Consider the following 15881-nt stretch of genomic DNA (forward strand, 5'->3'; position numbering starts at 1 on the left):
GATAAAATAAAACCGCACGTGTGCTGCGTACCTTAATTGGTTAGTTGTGCTATTCAACTTTTAGGCCGCAGACGACAAGTGCGGTTTATTTTTTGCATATTTTAATTTTTCACCATTTTTTTCAGCTGATATAAATAAGCCAATGCCTGTTTCGGGCTTAATTCGTCAGGATCCAATTCTTGTAACATATGCAACAGCATATCTTTATTCTCATCTTCTGCACTTTCAAAAGCTAACTCACCTTGGCGTTGGTTCAATAAACGCAGATCTTGAATTTGCTGATTGGTGTTTTGGTTTGACAATTTTTCCAGTTGGGCAAGTTTTTGCTTCGCTAACTTGATCACTTGTTGCGGAACACCGGCTAAAGCCGCCACTGCCAAGCCATAGCTTTTGCTTGCGGCGCCATGCTGAACGGCGTGCATAAATGCGATGGTGTCGTTGTGTTCCATGGCATCCAAGTGAATGTTGCCGATACCATTGACTTGTTCCGGTAGAATAGTTAATTCAAAATAGTGCGTGGCGAACAGGGTCAGTGAACGGATTTTTTTCGCCAGCCACTCGGCACATGCCCAAGCCAGAGACAACCCATCATAAGTGGAGGTTCCACGCCCGATTTCATCAATTAACACCAAACTTTTCTCCGTTGCCTGATGCAAAATATTCGCCATTTCCGTCATTTCTACCATAAAGGTTGAGCGTCCGGAAGCCAAATCATCGGAGGCACCGATGCGGGTAAAAATGCGATCAATCGGCCCGATAACGGCGCTGTCCGCCGGTACAAAACTGCCCATGTACGCCATCAGCGTAATCAATGCAGTTTGGCGCATATAGGTGCTTTTACCGCCCATGTTCGGCCCGGTAATGATGAGGAAATGTTGCTGTTCGGTAAGCTCCGTCGGGTTGGCGATAAACGGTTCTTTCAGCACTTGTTCTACCACCGGATGGCGTCCGTTTTGAATATGAATGCCGGTTTGTTCTGAGAACGTCGGCGCCACATAATTCAAATTCTCCGCCCGCTCCGCTAAGTTGGTCAGCACATCTAATTCGGCTAATGCTAAACCGGCTAGTTGCAGACGGCTTAAGTGCGGTAACAATTGAGCAAAGATTTCATCATATAGTTGTTTTTCCAACACCAAGGAAGCGCCTTTTGCCTTCAGCACTTTATCTTCATAGGTTTTAAGTTCGGGAATAATATAGCGTTCGGCATTTTTCAGGGTTTGGCGACGCACATAATGAATCGGCGCTTTGTGCGCCTGTCCTTGACTGATTTGAATGTAATAGCCGTGCACCGCATTGAAACCGATTTTTAGCGAATCAATCCCCGTGCTTTCCCGCTCACTCTGTTCCAATTCTTCTAAATAACGGGTGGCACCATCAGCTAACGCACGCCATTCATCCAATTCCGCATGATAGCCCGGCGCGATAACACCACCGTCGCGAATTAAGACCGGTGGGCTTTCAATGATCGCCCGTTGTAAGAGATCGAATTGCACGGAAAAATCACCCAGTTGTTGGTAAAGTGCAGTCATTTTGGCGGACGTTTTTTCAGCCAACAGATTTTTAATATAAGGAATCTGCTCCAAAGCGGTGCGTAAACGGGTTAAATCACGCGGGCGGGCGGTGCGTAACGCCACGCGCGCCAGAATGCGTTCCATGTCGCCCACCTGTTGTAAATAGGGTTGCAAATCCGCCGCTAAATCCTGTTCTAAAATCGTACCGATGGCCTGTTGGCGTTGCATGAGTTTCGCCACATCGCAAATCGGTTGGTGAATCCAACGTTTGAGCAAGCGGCTTCCCATTGGCGTAACGCATTTATCTAACACCGCTGCCAGCGTATTTTCCGTGCCCCCCGACAGATTTTGGGTGAGTTCCAAGTTGCGACGGGTTGCGGCGTCCAGTTGAATGTTTTCGCTGTGTTGAACCAGATAAATGCTCTGAATATGCGGCAACGCGGTGCGTTGAGTTTCGCGCGCGTACTGCAATAAACAACCGGCGGCGCATAAGCCTAAAATCGCTTTTTCCACGCCGAAGCCGCGTAAATCCTTGGTATTAAATTGATGGCAAAGCTGTTGAATAGCGGTTTTCAGCTCAAATTCCCAAATAGGACGGCGACGCAAACCTTTGGCGTGCTCAATTAGCTGAAAATCGGCAAAATCTTCACAATAAAGCAATTCCACCGGCTCAATGCGTTGTAATTCAGTTTGTAAATCTGCTGGGGATTGCGGCTCGCACACTTGAAAACGGCCGGAGGTCATATCCAGCGTGGCTAAACCGAAATGATCTTTTTCCTGATACACGGCGGCAATAAGATTATCCTGCCGTTCCGGCAAGAGGGCTTCATCGCTCACGGTGCCCGGTGTGACAATGCGCACGATTTGGCGTTCTACAGGGCCTTTTGCGGTATTCGGATCGCCGACCTGCTCGCAAATCGCCACCGACTCACCCAGTTGCACCAATTTCGCCAAATAGCCTTCCACCGCATGATAAGGCACGCCCGCCATAGGAATCGGCTGTCCGGCGGATTGCCCGCGCTTGGTCAGGGAAATATCCAACAAGGCGGAGGCGCGTTTTGCATCGTCGTAAAATAGCTCGTAAAAATCGCCCATACGATAAAATAACAAAATATCCGGATTCTCTGCTTTAAGTTGCAGATATTGTTTCATCATGGGAGTATGTTGGGTTAAATTATCTTCTAAAATCATACACTTTAAAATTAACTAATTGGTTTTTAATAGTTTTATAAATCGTATCTATGTCAACAGGTTTCTGTAAGTCCTACTAAATCCCTATGTCTTAATATAGGTTTTTTGTAGACGCTGAAAATACATTGTATAACATATCCACAGCTTTAATAAAAAACGACTACTAAGGGAAAGAGCTATTGTATGGGGAGTAAGATAAAAAAACCATCTTATTCTGGGAGTTAGGGAACCAAATAAGATGAAAATTATATAATGATATTTAAAACCTGTTGGAGATCGCCTAGCGTCACCAAAAATGGCGGTGGCTTTATTAAATACCGATGTAATATGCTCCATTCGACGGTCTGCCGGTTGACGTTCATCATATGGCAAGCAGGCGCTTAGCACTTTTGGGTCGTAAAAACGGAAGAAATACCATATTTCTTCTTCAGGGTTATACAGGTGTGTAAATTTTCTGAGATGGTGATAAACCATATCAAAATCCTTATCACTACGGATAAAAATGACAGGATTAGTTTCCCAGTGGCTTAAAACCCGACTTTCCATTTTCCTGAATAATTTTTGCAGGAACATAATGCTCCCGCTATTGCCGGGATCGAATTCAAATAAATAGGGTGCTGCATCTTCTAATGTTTCGCCTGTTTTTCCCTTATAGAGATTAGCTATTTGTCCCGAACCTTTTAAGGCGGAGGGATAAGCAACAACTTTTGAGGTGTCAATTACTGCATAATAATGTTTACCTGTTTGTTGTAACTGAAGTGGTATTTCCTCTTTATCCGTTAAAAAATGTCGTTCATCTAAACCGATTAATTCGGCGAAAAAGCCTTTTTTCAAAATATCAGGTAATGCGTTCTTACTAAAAATATCAAGGAAAGGCTCAAATGTAACTGATTCCTGCACAAGATATTCGGTATCTTCGGTGATGGCTTCAACCGATAACGCATTTTCCCGGAATAAAATTATCGGGTTTTCCGGCGATATTTGCTGTGCTAATCGCCATAACGGGGCAGAAAAGTCATGTCGGGTAAACCAAATTTGAATAGGTAGCGCGGCAAGTTGAAAATGCCCGGATAAATTTTGTGTCGATAGAAACGTTTCAACAGCTTGTTGATAACTTTCTCTGTCCGACATTAAACCAAGCACATAACCGGTAAATTGTTCGTTTGTCGAGTTGTTGGGGCAAAACGGTATTGTGTCACCCAAATTGTTTTAGAGGCTTTATTCAGAAAAAATCAATCTCCGATTTTGTTAAATCGGCTTACCTTAACATAGCAACGGAATGGTTAGGAAACGCCTATATATCAATAAAAATACCTACCCATGTTTCACATACACATCAAAGCGATGGTTTTTGGTTTCGCGGGAAAAGTGCGGTGTTTTTCGGGCGAGAAAATCGGCGTAGTCCGGGCGTTTGACCACCACCCGTTGACGGGCAAGTTGTAACGCGGGGGAGAGCAGTTCATCGGCATCTAGATCTGCGCCCACGAGGTGTTGGAAGACGCGCATTTCTTTTTTGACTAACGCGTTTTTGGTTTTATGCGGGTACATGGGGTCAAGATACACCACATCAGCACAATCCGTTTCGGGGTTGAGTTCATTGATGTGTTGATAAGGCAATAGCTGCATATTGCGTTGCATCCAGCTGCCGATTTCTTCGTCGGCATAAGCACGTTGCAAACCGTCTTGCAGTAACAGGCGAACCACCGGGTGGCGTTCAACCAACTTTACTTGGCAACCGAGCGTCGCCAGCACAAAGGCATCGCGCCCCAATCCTGCGGTGGCGTCGATGACGGTGGGGAGTTTGTCTTGTTTAACGCCCACCGCTTTTGCCACCGCTTCGCCGCGTCCTCCGCCGAATTTGCGCCGATGCGCCATCGCGCCGCCGACAAAATCCACAAACACCGCGCCAAGTTTCGGTTCATCCAATTTGCGCAATTCCAGGCGTTCCACGCCGTCCGCTTCCGTCCACACCAACGCCAAGGGACTATGCGGATCGTGCGTTAAACCGGCGTCGGTAAAAAGTGCGGTTGGTTTTTCCGGTGTTTTTGTTTCACAGAGGAGCTGGATGTTCATGTTATGACTTCCTCACCAACCACACGCCCGCTTCCATGTGTTCCGTATAAGGAAATTGATCGAACAGCGCGGCTTTTTCAATGCGGTGGGTTTGGCAGAGGGTTTGCAGATTGTCGCACAGGGTGTGCGGGTTGCAGGAAATGTACAAAATACGCTCGTACTGCTGCACTAATTTCAGGGTTTGGTTATCCAATCCGGCACGCGGCGGATCGACGAAAATCGTGTTGCATTGGTAGGCAGTCAAATCAATGCCTTTGAGCCGGTTAAACGCGCGCACGCCTTGCATGGCTTGGGTGAATTCTTCAGCGGACATACGGATAATCTGTAAATTTTCCACCTTGTTGGCGACAATGTTAAATTGTGCCGCCACCACGGACGGTTTGGCGATTTCTGTGGCGAGGACTTGGCGGAAATTTTGCGCCAAGGTGATGGAAAAATTGCCGTTGCCGCAATACAGTTCCAGCAAATCCCCGTGGCTGTTGCGGGTGCAATCCACCGCCCATTCCAGCATTTTGCTATTCACCGCCGCGTTCGGCTGGGTGAAACTGTTTTCTACTTGGCGATAAATGTACTGCTTGCCGTGCACGCTGAGGATTTCGTCCACATAATCCTGTTCCAGGCAGATTTTTTGCTTACTGGCGCGCCCGATAAGCTGCACGTTGAAGCCTTGTTGCTGCAGTTGGGTGCGTAGGGTTTGTGCGGCAGTCTGCCACGCGTCGTCTAAGGTTTTGTGATATAACAGACTGACGATAATTTGCCCGCTTTGGGTGCTGAGATAATCAATTTGGAACAGCTTGTGGTGCAACACCATTTGTTGTTTCAGCAACGGTAATAATGCCGTCATCATGCGGTTAATCAATTCGTTGGCAATGGGAAAGCGATCCACACGATAACGTTGCTTGCTTTGCTGATCGAACATGATGTGATAGAAATCGTCCTGTTCATGCCAAATACGAAATTCCGCACGCATACGGAAATGCTGTGTCGGTGAGGCAAAAACCTGTAATTCGGGGGCATTAAACGGGGCGAAAAGTGCGGTCAGTTTTTTTTGCTTTTCTGCAAGTAGCACGGAGTAACGTTCAACAGGTAAATAAAGCATAGGAACTCATCGGGTTGGCGGTAAAACAAAAGGCTCGGAACCCCAAGCCTTCTGATTGTTATTGCGTGATTAGTCTGCCGAGTAGTCGTCCAGATTATCTACACTCACCACGCCGGATAAGGTGTAGAGGCGTTTGCTGGCAGAAATATGGCTGCGATATTTATTCCAGGTCTTCTCAAAGAAGGTTTCCGCTTCACGTTTACCACGACAGAACGCCACGAAGGCTTTTTCTTCTGCCGTTGCAGGTTTACGCTCGCCTGAATCCAAAGCACGGAATGCTTGTCCGTATTGCTCTAAAGCCTGTGCTTCTTTGATGGTGTAGTCGCCGTGACGGGCGAAGCCGCGCGGGTAATTTTTGTCATCGAAAAAACGACGTGTGACGCTAAAACTCTCAGCCATATAATCCTCTAAAAATACTGTTCGAAAATAAAATCGGCAGGCATTAAACCAATTTTTGCTTATCTTTGCAATAAACCTTTTACGGTTTCAACATATTCGGCAACGAAACCCTTTTCATCGCGCGCCAAACCTTCTGTATTTACGCGATATTTGCCATTCACGTAGAAATCCGGCACACCGCGCAGTTGGTATTTTTCCACCAAATTTTGCTGTTTGGCGACTAAACCACTTACCGCAAAACTGTTGATGCCGCCGTCAAATTGTTCGGCAGAAATGCCGTTATCAATAAAGATTTGGCGAATGTCATCCATAGATTTTAACGTGTTGGTTTGTGCCGCTTTAAACAATGGTATTTTGACTTTTTCTTCCGCTTTGATCGCCATCGCCAACGCCCAGGCGCGAGTTAGGTTTTCCGACTGAAGACCTAAGAAATCCACATGGTATTGTTTAAAAGAGGTGCCTTCCGGCAAGGCTTCGGCAACTTTTTGCGGGATGTGATATTGCGCTTCAAAGGAATAACAATGCGGGCAATAGAAAGAGAAAAATTCAATCACTTCAGGCTGGGCGGTGCGTTGTTGACCTTCCACTACGGTGTATTGTTTGCCTTCCGTTAAATCCTGTGCTTGCACGGAGACGGAAAACGCGGCGGTAAGGGCTAAAAATAACCATTTTTTCATTGACAATCCTTAATATAACTACTTAATAATTCCACGTGCTTTTAATAAAGCAGCTTTAAAATCTTCTTCATAATCTTTTTTGATCCCGGGAATCGGTTCAAATTTGTCTTTTCCTGCCATTTTTAAGTGATAAATAATCACTTCGTCCGGTAATTCGGTTAACGGCTTATCAAAACCTGCTTCGTCAGCGATTTTTTGCAAAATCTGCGTTAAATGCAAATCGGAGTCTTTAGACCAGTACGGTTGCAAAAGTTCCAACACTTCATTCAGGCGATGACATTTCATACGCTTTTCCTTATTATTGAGAAATAAACGGCGGGATCATACTTGAATTAACCCCGGAAGAAAATATAACGACGGAAGAAAACATGACAATTTCAATCAGCGCGGTAATTTTAGCCGGCGGGCGGGCGACGCGTATGGGCGGTGCGGACAAAGGCTTACAGCGATTGCACGGCAAACCGCTGTTTCAGTGGATTTATGAACGGCTGTGTTCGCAGGTGGCGCAGGTTTCGGTGAATACCAATCGCAATCAAGCCGATTATGCCGCTGCCGGCTTGCCGGTATTTGCCGATAATATGGAGGGGTTTCAAGGCCCGTTAAGCGGGATTTTGACGGCGTTGGAACGATCCGACACGGATTTTGTCTTATTTGTACCCTGCGACAGCCCGTTTTTCCCGGAAAATCTGCTGGAAAAGCTCAAAAGTGCGGTCATTTTTCACGGCGTTTCTGTTGCCTATGCCCATGATGGCGAGCGGGAACATCCGACCTTCTGTTTAATGGCGCGCAGTCTGAAAGACAAACTTGCCGCCTATTTAGCTTCGGGCGAGCGCCGAATGCTGCATTTTATGCGCCAAAACGGCGCAGTGAGCGTGGATTTTTCGGAAAATAAACAGGCGTTTGCCAATATCAATACATTCGATGAGTTGCAGCAACTTAACGGACAGGCGTAACTATTCTGCGCTATTTATTGCGAAACCGGACATAAGCAGTATAATGGCTGCCACGTTTGCGTTAACTTATCCGATTTAACCGACATTCAAGGATTTTTATGTTAAAAAAACTTTCCATTCTTGTGTTTGCCTCCCTGTTGAGTGCGTGTTCCCTTTCTTCTATTTCCTCTTATGTGCCGTTTATGGGCGACAAAAAAACTGTCATTAACTTAGACGAAGATAAAATCGATCAAAAATCCTACGCTACCGCTTATGAAGCCACGGTGGAAACCTATCGCGATCGCGTAAACGATAACTACAATGTCAACTCGTTCGCCAGCGGCGCGAAAGACTGGTATTTGGGCAGAATCCTCATTCCGGCTGAACAGATCAAAGAAAAACTGTATAGCCCGCAAGGTCAAGATTCCGATGTGTACGCTTATTACAGCGGCGTGCTTCATGCTGAGGCGTTGCAAGGCAATTTCGCCAAATTGAATCCGAATTGCTGGAGCTACATTGATACGCCGAGCACTACACAAGGTATTTATGATGCCATGTTAGATTTACAAAAAGGCAAAGTGCGGTCAGAACATGATGAATATATTGCGCAAGGTTCCGAGCAGCTGCTCAAACTTTGCACCGGAAAATAATGAAAAAACTGTCGGTTTTGGTCGGCAGTTTTTTGTATTTTTAATCCAAGGCTGAAAGGTTTTTGCCTTATTCAGTACCTTATTTATATCTCGCAGATACAAGGAGACAGAATGTTTAATTTACCTGAAAGTAACATTCATCTGGCGGCGCAAGCCGACAATAAGCAGCAAGCTATTGAAATGGCGGCAAATGCGCTTGAACAGGCGGGTTATGTGGAAAGCGGCTACCTGCAAGGAATGTTAGGACGCGAACAACAAACCTCGACGTTTTTGGGTAACGGCATTGCCATTCCGCACGGTACGTTAGAAACCCGCAGCATGGTGAAAAATACCGGCGTGCAGATTTTCCAATTTCCACAGGGCATTGAATGGGGTGAAGGCAATATCGCTTATGTGGTAATTGGCATTGCCGCGCGCTCCGACGAGCATTTGGCATTGTTGCGCCAACTGACGCACGTGCTGGGGAATGAAGACACCGCCGCCAAACTCGCCACGCTGACCGATGTGAAAAAATTCCGTGCCATTTTAATGGGCGAAGCGGAAGCATTTAAAGTAGCCGCCGAAAACATCAGTTTGGATGTGGACACCGCCAGCCTGTTGACCTTAATCGCCATCAACGCGGGCAAATTGGAACAGCAAAGTGCGGTCAATAATCAATACGTTTCCGAGGTCATCGCCAATCCGGCGTTGCCGTTGGTGCAAGGTTTATGGGTAACCGATGCGGCGGTAGGCAATCAAAAGAACGCGATTGCCTTTAGTCGTGCAAAACAGGCGTTCAGTCTGAATAATAAAGCCGTGCACGGCGTGGTGACGGTCGCCTATGCCAACGATCAAATCAACGAGGCGTTAACCCGTTTATTGGATGCGAAAGTGCAACAAATCTTGTTAAACGGTGACGGCGCGCAAATTGTCGCTGCGTTAAACGGCGTGGCAATTCCTGAAGCGGTAGCGCCAACCGCTTCAAGTGAACCGGCGGTGGCGGGCGGCAGCGTGGTCGGCACTTTCACCATTCGTAACGAACACGGTTTACACGCCCGTCCGAGTGCCATTTTAGTCAACGAAGTGAAGAAATTTACCTCAAAAATCAATGTAGAAAACCTCACGCGCGCTAGTGCACCGGTGAGCGCCAAGAGCCTGATGAAAATCGTAGCGTTGGGCGTGACCCAAGGACATCGTTTACGTTTCGTAGCGGAAGGTGAAGATGCGCAAGCCGCCATGGAAGCCATCGGCAAAGTGATTGCTGCCGGTCTTGGCGAAGGCGTTTCTGCCGTACCGCCGAGTGAACCGGATACTATCGAAGTTATGGGACAAGCTACGCCGGCAGCCTCTGCGTCAAGCCATGAAAGTGCGGTGCAAAATCCGGGTGAATCGGTGGAAGGCATTTTTGAAGTGAAAAACGAACATGGCTTACACGCCCGCCCTGCTGCAGTATTAGTGAGCGAAGTGAAAAAATACAACGCCAATGTGGCGGTGCAAAATCTATCGCGCGATTCACAACTGGTCAGCGCGAAAAGCCTGATGAAAGTGGTGGCGTTGGGTGTCGTGAAAGGCCATCGCCTGCGTTTCGTAGCGACCGGTGAGCAAGCGCAACAAGCCATCGACGGCATCGGCGCCGCGATCAACGCAGGATTGGGAGAATAATTATGGCAAAAGTCGCAACCATCACCTTAAACTCCGCTTACGATTTGGTCGGGCGTTTAAAACGTATTGAATTGGGCGAAGTGAACACCGTGGAAACCCTCGGTTTTTTCCCGGCGGGCAAAGGCATTAACGTGGCGAAAGTGTTAAAAGATTTGGACGTGGATGTCACCGTGGGCGGGTTCCTTGGCGAAGATAACCAAGGGGATTTCGTCACCCTGTTCGACAAATTGGGGCTACAAGATAAATTCCAACGCGTGCCGGGTAAAACCCGCATTAACGTGAAAATCACCGAAACCGAAGCGGACGTCACGGACTTGAATTTCTTAGGTTATAAAATCAGTGCCGACGCATGGCAACAGTTTGTGACGGATTCTCTCGCCTATTGCAAAGCCTTCGACATCGTCGCCGTGTGCGGCAGCTTGCCACGCGGCGTGACACCGGAACTATTCGCCGACTGGTTAAAACAGTTACATCAGGCGGGCGTAAAAGTGGTGTTGGACAGCAGTAACGCCGCATTGACCGCCGGCTTAACGGCGCAACCTTGGTTGGTTAAACCGAATCATCGTGAGTTGGAAGCCTGGATTGGTCATGCGCTGCCGACCTTGGACGACATTATCGCGGCGGCGAAAAAACTGAAAGCACAAGGCATTGCTAACGTGATTATTTCCATGGGCGCCAACGGTTCGTTGTGGTTGAGCGATACAGCCGCCGTACAGGCGCAACCGCCGAAATGCGAAAACGTGGTCAGCACCGTGGGCGCGGGCGATTCTATGGTGGCGGGCTTGATTTACGGCGTAATTAACGGCTTGCCGCAACAGCAAACGCTTGCCTTCGCCAGCGCGGTATCCGCCTTTGCCGTGTCGCAAAGTAACGTAGGTATTTCAGACCGCAGCTTACTTGAACCGATTTTAAACAATGTCAAAATCACTGTCATTGAGGGATAATTTTATGCATATTTATTTCACTCCATCCGCCGGTTTCGGCAATGCAAAAGCCTTTTTATTGCGCCAAATGCTCAGCGCGGCGGCGACCCAACATCAAATCGTGGATAACACCGATGCAGCAGAGTTGATTATCGTGCTTGGCGATCAGCTACCGAATAACCCGCAATTTCACGGCAAAAAAGTGTTTTTGGCGAAAATCGACGAGCACTTTAATGCGCCGGAACAGTTGTTAGACACCGCTATTCAACAGGCACAGGATTATGTTCCGCCAACGAAAAGTGCGGTCGTTTCTGACGGTAAAATTAAAAATATCGTAGCAGTGACCGCTTGCCCGACGGGCGTGGCGCATACCTTCATGTCTGCTGAAGCGATTGAAACCTACGCCAAACAACAAGGCTGGCAGGTGAAAGTGGAAACCCGCGGTCAGGTAGGTGCCGGCAATGAAATTACGCCGGAAGAAGTGGCGGCGGCGGATCTTGTCTTTGTGGCGGCGGATATTGATGTGCCGTTAGACAAATTCAAAGGCAAATTAATGTACCGCACTTCCACCGGGCTTGCCTTGAAGAAAACCGCGCAGGAATTTGAAAAAGCCTTCAAAGAAGCCAAAGTGTTTGATGGCGGAGCGGCACAAGTGGGCGCAAAAGCGGAAGAAAGCGGCGAGAAGAAAGGCGTGTACAAACACCTGATGACCGGCGTATCGCACATGTTGCCGTTGGTGGTGGCGGGCGGTTTGCTGATCGCCATTTCCTTCATGTTCGGGATTGAAGCGTTTAAAGACGAAACCATCGCAGGCGGCTTGCCGAAAGCCTTAATGGACATCGGTGGTGGCGCAGCGTTCCACTTAATGATCGCCGTCTTCGCCGGCTATGTGGCGTTTTCTATTGCCGACCGTCCGGGGCTGGCGGTCGGTTTAATCGGCGGTATGCTTGCCACCATGGCGGGCGCGGGGATTTTGGGCGGGATTATCGCCGGTTTCCTTGCGGGTTATGTGGTGAAAAGCTTGAACAACGCCATTAAATTGCCACCAAGTTTAACTTCTTTAAAACCAATTTTGATTTTACCGCTACTTGGCACGCTCATTGTGGGCTTGGCGATGATTTACATCATTAACCCACCGGTTGCCAAAATTATGGCGGCGTTAAGTGATTGGCTGAAATCTATAGGAGATGTAAATGCCATCGTGCTCGGGGTAATTATCGGCAGCATGATGTGTATTGATATGGGCGGTCCGGTAAACAAAGCGGCTTACACCTTCTCGGTAGGTCTGTTGGCGTCACAGATTCACACTCCGATGGCCGCCGCCATGGCTGCCGGTATGGTGCCGCCAATTGGCATGGCAATCGCTACTTGGTTAGCACGTAATAAATTCACCGCCAATCAGTGTGATGCAGGGAAAGCCTCTTTCGTACTGGGATTATGCTTTATCTCTGAAGGGGCGTTGCCGTTCGTGGCAGCAGATCCGCTCCGCGTGATTATCAGTTCCGTGTTAGGCGGCGCTACCGCAGGGGCAATTTCCATGAGCTGCGGCATTGCGCTACAAGCGCCGCACGGCGGTTTATTCGTGATCCCGTTTGTCTCCGAACCGTTGATGTACCTCAGCGCCATCGCTATCGGCTCTGTCGTGACCGGCGTAGTGTATGCGGTGATTAAACCAAAAGCAGAAGCATAATATCAATGTGAATAAAGTGCGGTGGATTTTGACCGCACTTTTTTATCTTGTAAGGACGACAATATGCCATTTAGCGACTCTGAAAAACGCGCTCTTTTGGCGCAAAAGGGCATCGGTGAGACGATTTTAAAACGCTTGGAAGAAATGGGCTTGGATGATGTCAGCACACTCGCCGCCACTAGCCCGGATTTTATTCTCCAACGCGGCGCCGAAATAACCGGTTCCACTTGCTGGCGTAACAGCCCCCAGGCGCGAAAAACCATTGAAACGGCAGTGAATTGGGCGAAAAGCGTGATTTAAAAACAGGCTACGGTTCCGCTAACGTTTGGGGTAAATGAACATAAGCCTACTCCCTTATGTGTTCATACATTATTGGTTATCGCGCTGGATCAGCTGTGGTAAAAGTGCGGTGGATTTTGACCGCACTTTTTTAACCTATAATGCCGTGTGTGCTGTGCAAAAATAGCTAAATATAGCCCCTTTCTCTCCCCTTCTCTAACAAAAATTCAATGAGCACCTACTCTTTTTTCGCCTTTTGACTGTGTTGTAAATAATACAAATAAAGCGCGGGGGATTGACGCCAGTATTTTTGCAGCACGGGGATAAATTGAGCTTTGTCGGGGAAAAATTGCAGACTGGTTTCAAAAATACGCCCGATGTCCAAGCCTTCGCGAGTGGCATCAGCGATGATTTCCGGGTCGTTACAAATAACGGCATACCCATATCCAACGCCGTGTCCTGCCCGTCAATATCCAGTACCAGCGGTTCAATGCGATTGGAGGAAATGAAGCGATAGCCGATGAGTTTATGTCCCGCCAACGCTTTCGGCGTTTTCGGTATGCCGTACTGCGCCACGTAAGATTTACTGACATAAAGCCCTTCTTTAAAAGGATTCATCAATTTCCGCGCCACTATACCTTCATTCAGCCGATTACCGAAACGAATGCCCAAATCAAAGCCATCTTCAATCAGGTTGGTTAACACCTCAATGTGCAACACCAGATGACGAATCAACAAACAAGGAAAGCAACATGAAAAATGTACTTATCGTTTCAGGTCACCCGGATTCAAACCATTCTGTGGCAAATGTGGAAATTCTACAAGCGGTCGAAAACACGTTACCCGATGTAAAAATCCGTCGCTTAGACAGCCTTTACCCGACCTATAAATTTGATATTGACGCGGAACAATCGGTGATTTTGGAAGCGGACGTGATTGTGTTCCAATTCCCGTTCTCCTGGTATTCCGTACCGAGTAATGAAATTGTGAATCGACAAAGTTTTGTATACGGATTTGCACACGGTTCAGCGGCAAAAATCGGCGGTAAAAAATTAATTATTTCCACCACCGGCGCACCAAATGAAGTGTATCAAAAAGACGGTTTCTTCAAACACACCGTGGAAGATTACTTGTCGCAATTTGAAACCTTCGCCACCTTATGTACTTTGGACTATCAAGCGCTGGTCATCACCTGCGGCGTAAGCTATGCGGGACGAGACGAAGCGAAAGTCGCCGCACAAAAAGCCATGGCACCAGATCACGCGGCACGTTTAGTGGCGGTGATTGATAAGGCGACAGCGTAATTCGTAGGTGCAACGAGTTGCATCCTACAAGAAAAAAACATGTACATCATCAACATCACTGTAAACCCCTCCGTTTCTGAAGAAAAACAAAACGAGTTATTCCCAATCCATGTGGAATGGTTCAAAAAATACTTCCAAGCAGGCAAATTTTTAATGCTCGGTCCTTACATCGACACCGATGCCCATTCAGGCGTCATTTTCGCGAAAACCGAAAGCCGTGAAGCATTCCAAAAAATCTTGGAAGAAGATTGCTACTACCCGGATTTCGCCAAATATGAAATCCGCGAATTCGCCCCGAAAATGATCGCGGCGGATATTAGTAAAGCAAAGTTCAGGATTGGGTTTGGTGATTGCTTTGGAAATGGTAAAACATTATGATGACACATTGATGCTTAAAGGCAGCAAAAATTCGAAACAGAGCTGTTGGTGGGGACTTGGCTGCCGCGTGGATAGTACAAATAATGCCCTATCTTTTTTGTCTGTGGGTAATTTATTACCACTGATTATCGTATAAGGAAAAACAATGAAAAAACTGACCGCACTTTTAGGAGTTATGAGCATGGCAATGACCGCACAAGCCGCGCCGATTATCAATCTGTTTGAACTGGGCATTCAGCCGGGCAAAAACGCGCAATATGAAGCAGTGGGCGAACAGAACATCAAAACCTCGATGCAAACGGAAAAGGGCACACTGGCAATGCATTCGGTGAAACAAAAAGCTGATGCGAATATGGCGTATATGGTGGAAATTTATGCCGATCAAAACGCCTACGAAATCCACCGCACTTCACCGCAATACAAGGCGTTTTTAACCGCCTCTCCTGAGATTTTAACGGATCACAAAAAGCGCACAGTGCTAACTCCGCAATTTTTAGCCGATAAGAAAGTTGAGCAAACTGCCAACACCCGGACGAATTTAGTCATGGTGGAGGTGAAACCGTCGGAAAATGACAAATTTAAAGCTATTGTGCTGGCTGAAATGGCGCAATCGTTAAAAGTAGAAGACGGCGTCATTGCAATGTATGCCGCCACAGCACAGGAAAATCCGAATAAATGGATGTTCTTTGAAATCTATGCAAACGACGATGCCTATGCGGCACACCGAGAAACACCGCATTTTAAAGATTATTTGAAACAAACCGCCGAGATGTTGGTAGATAAGCAAAGTATCGAGATTCAACCGACATATCTAGGGAACAAAGGTGGTTTGCAGTTTGAAAAACCATAACATGCAAAATTGTCTGAAAACCGATCCCTTAAAACTATTATCAACAATCGCCATGATTTTATTTATTAAAGCAGACTTGTCGCTTGCTGTCATGAACTTGTCTTCATAATTTGCTTTATCGACAGAGAAATGCTAGTGGTCAGCACGGTGGCAGACTAATGCTCCGGTTGCGGTAAAAAGTCCGCTGATTTGACTGCAATTAACTGATTCATCTGTTTATTTTTTCATTAATACTTGGTGTTTTGCACAAAGGCAAACCCACATTTTATTGCATTAAATAGAAT

General features: G+C 47.1%; 18 protein-coding genes. 10 read left to right on the plus strand and 8 right to left on the minus strand.

The window, feature by feature from the left end; translation table 11 throughout:
• Positions 1 to 101 precede the first annotated feature (101 nt).
• The 7 genes from mutS to LIN98_RS01035 all read right to left on the minus strand — a co-directional run bounded on the left by mutS (position 102) and on the right by LIN98_RS01035 (position 7235).
• On the minus strand, positions 102 to 2702 hold the full coding sequence (mutS, locus tag LIN98_RS01005; RefSeq protein WP_006710252.1) for a DNA mismatch repair protein MutS: 2601 nt from the start codon (positions 2700 to 2702) through the stop codon (positions 102 to 104).
• 84 nt (positions 2703 to 2786) lie between these two features.
• On the minus strand, positions 2787 to 3833 hold the full coding sequence (locus LIN98_RS01010; RefSeq protein ID WP_050926633.1) for a DUF4123 domain-containing protein: 1047 nt from the start codon (positions 3831 to 3833) through the stop codon (positions 2787 to 2789).
• 183 nt (positions 3834 to 4016) lie between these two features.
• A complete protein-coding gene (locus LIN98_RS01015; protein ID WP_005566493.1) occupies positions 4017 to 4775 on the minus strand; it encodes a class I SAM-dependent methyltransferase in 759 nt (252 codons plus the stop codon).
• 1 nt (position 4776) lies between these two features.
• Complete coding sequence (gene trmA / locus LIN98_RS01020) at positions 4777 to 5874, minus strand: tRNA (uridine(54)-C5)-methyltransferase TrmA (RefSeq protein WP_005566495.1); 1098 nt, start codon at positions 5872 to 5874, stop codon at positions 4777 to 4779.
• A gap of 69 nt (positions 5875 to 5943) precedes the next feature.
• Positions 5944 to 6273, minus strand: coding sequence for a MaoP family protein (locus LIN98_RS01025; RefSeq protein WP_005566497.1), 330 nt, complete (start codon positions 6271 to 6273; stop codon positions 5944 to 5946).
• 59 nt (positions 6274 to 6332) lie between these two features.
• Positions 6333 to 6950, minus strand: coding sequence for a thiol:disulfide interchange protein DsbA (dsbA, locus tag LIN98_RS01030; RefSeq protein WP_005566499.1), 618 nt, complete (start codon positions 6948 to 6950; stop codon positions 6333 to 6335).
• 18 nt (positions 6951 to 6968) lie between these two features.
• The gene (locus LIN98_RS01035) at positions 6969 to 7235 is read right to left on the minus strand and encodes a YihD family protein (RefSeq protein ID WP_005547759.1); all 267 of its coding nucleotides are present in this window, start codon (positions 7233 to 7235) and stop codon (positions 6969 to 6971) included.
• 83 nt (positions 7236 to 7318) lie between these two features.
• On the opposite strand from LIN98_RS01035, the gene mobA reads away from it, so the two are divergent.
• The 7 genes from mobA to LIN98_RS10375 all read left to right on the plus strand — a co-directional run bounded on the left by mobA (position 7319) and on the right by LIN98_RS10375 (position 13252).
• A complete protein-coding gene (gene mobA / locus LIN98_RS01040; protein ID WP_005566501.1) occupies positions 7319 to 7903 on the plus strand; it encodes a molybdenum cofactor guanylyltransferase MobA in 585 nt (194 codons plus the stop codon).
• Between the two features lie 98 nt (positions 7904 to 8001).
• Entirely contained in the window at positions 8002 to 8532 is a 531-nt protein-coding gene (locus tag LIN98_RS01045; protein ID WP_014167466.1) for a hypothetical protein, read from the plus strand.
• 111 nt (positions 8533 to 8643) lie between these two features.
• Positions 8644 to 10173: a fused PTS fructose transporter subunit IIA/HPr protein gene (gene fruB, locus LIN98_RS01050; RefSeq protein ID WP_005570557.1), complete on the plus strand. Its 1530-nt coding sequence runs from the start codon at positions 8644 to 8646 to the stop codon at positions 10171 to 10173.
• 2 nt (positions 10174 to 10175) lie between these two features.
• On the plus strand, positions 10176 to 11117 hold the full coding sequence (gene fruK / locus LIN98_RS01055; RefSeq protein WP_148321857.1) for a 1-phosphofructokinase: 942 nt from the start codon (positions 10176 to 10178) through the stop codon (positions 11115 to 11117).
• Positions 11118 to 11121: 4 nt separating this feature from the next.
• Positions 11122 to 12786 carry a fructose-specific PTS transporter subunit EIIC gene (locus tag LIN98_RS01060; RefSeq protein WP_005570560.1) on the plus strand — a complete coding sequence of 555 codons (1665 nt, stop codon included), beginning with the start codon at positions 11122 to 11124 and terminating at the stop codon, positions 12784 to 12786.
• Positions 12787 to 12849: 63 nt separating this feature from the next.
• Complete coding sequence (locus LIN98_RS01065; RefSeq protein ID WP_005547771.1) at positions 12850 to 13086, plus strand: recombinase RecA; 237 nt, start codon at positions 12850 to 12852, stop codon at positions 13084 to 13086.
• 34 nt (positions 13087 to 13120) lie between these two features.
• Entirely contained in the window at positions 13121 to 13252 is a 132-nt protein-coding gene (locus LIN98_RS10375; protein ID WP_005588815.1) for a hypothetical protein, read from the plus strand.
• Positions 13253 to 13281: 29 nt separating this feature from the next.
• Here the strand turns inward: LIN98_RS10375 and LIN98_RS01070 are convergent, their stop codons facing one another.
• Entirely contained in the window at positions 13282 to 13803 is a 522-nt protein-coding gene (locus LIN98_RS01070) for a type 2 periplasmic-binding domain-containing protein (protein WP_014167468.1), read from the minus strand.
• 14 nt (positions 13804 to 13817) lie between these two features.
• Between LIN98_RS01070 and LIN98_RS01075 the strand changes: the two genes are divergently transcribed.
• The 3 genes from LIN98_RS01075 (at position 13818) to LIN98_RS01085 (ending at position 15597) form a co-directional block, all read left to right on the plus strand.
• Complete coding sequence (locus LIN98_RS01075; RefSeq protein ID WP_053330360.1) at positions 13818 to 14369, plus strand: NAD(P)H-dependent oxidoreductase; 552 nt, start codon at positions 13818 to 13820, stop codon at positions 14367 to 14369.
• A gap of 39 nt (positions 14370 to 14408) precedes the next feature.
• The gene (locus tag LIN98_RS01080) at positions 14409 to 14747 is read left to right on the plus strand and encodes a YciI family protein (protein ID WP_005566508.1); all 339 of its coding nucleotides are present in this window, start codon (positions 14409 to 14411) and stop codon (positions 14745 to 14747) included.
• A gap of 145 nt (positions 14748 to 14892) precedes the next feature.
• The gene (locus LIN98_RS01085; RefSeq protein WP_005547780.1) at positions 14893 to 15597 is read left to right on the plus strand and encodes a putative quinol monooxygenase; all 705 of its coding nucleotides are present in this window, start codon (positions 14893 to 14895) and stop codon (positions 15595 to 15597) included.
• Positions 15598 to 15881 lie beyond the last annotated feature (284 nt).

This window comes from Aggregatibacter actinomycetemcomitans (genome assembly GCF_023518055.1).
Classification (GTDB): domain Bacteria; phylum Pseudomonadota; class Gammaproteobacteria; order Enterobacterales; family Pasteurellaceae; genus Aggregatibacter; species Aggregatibacter actinomycetemcomitans.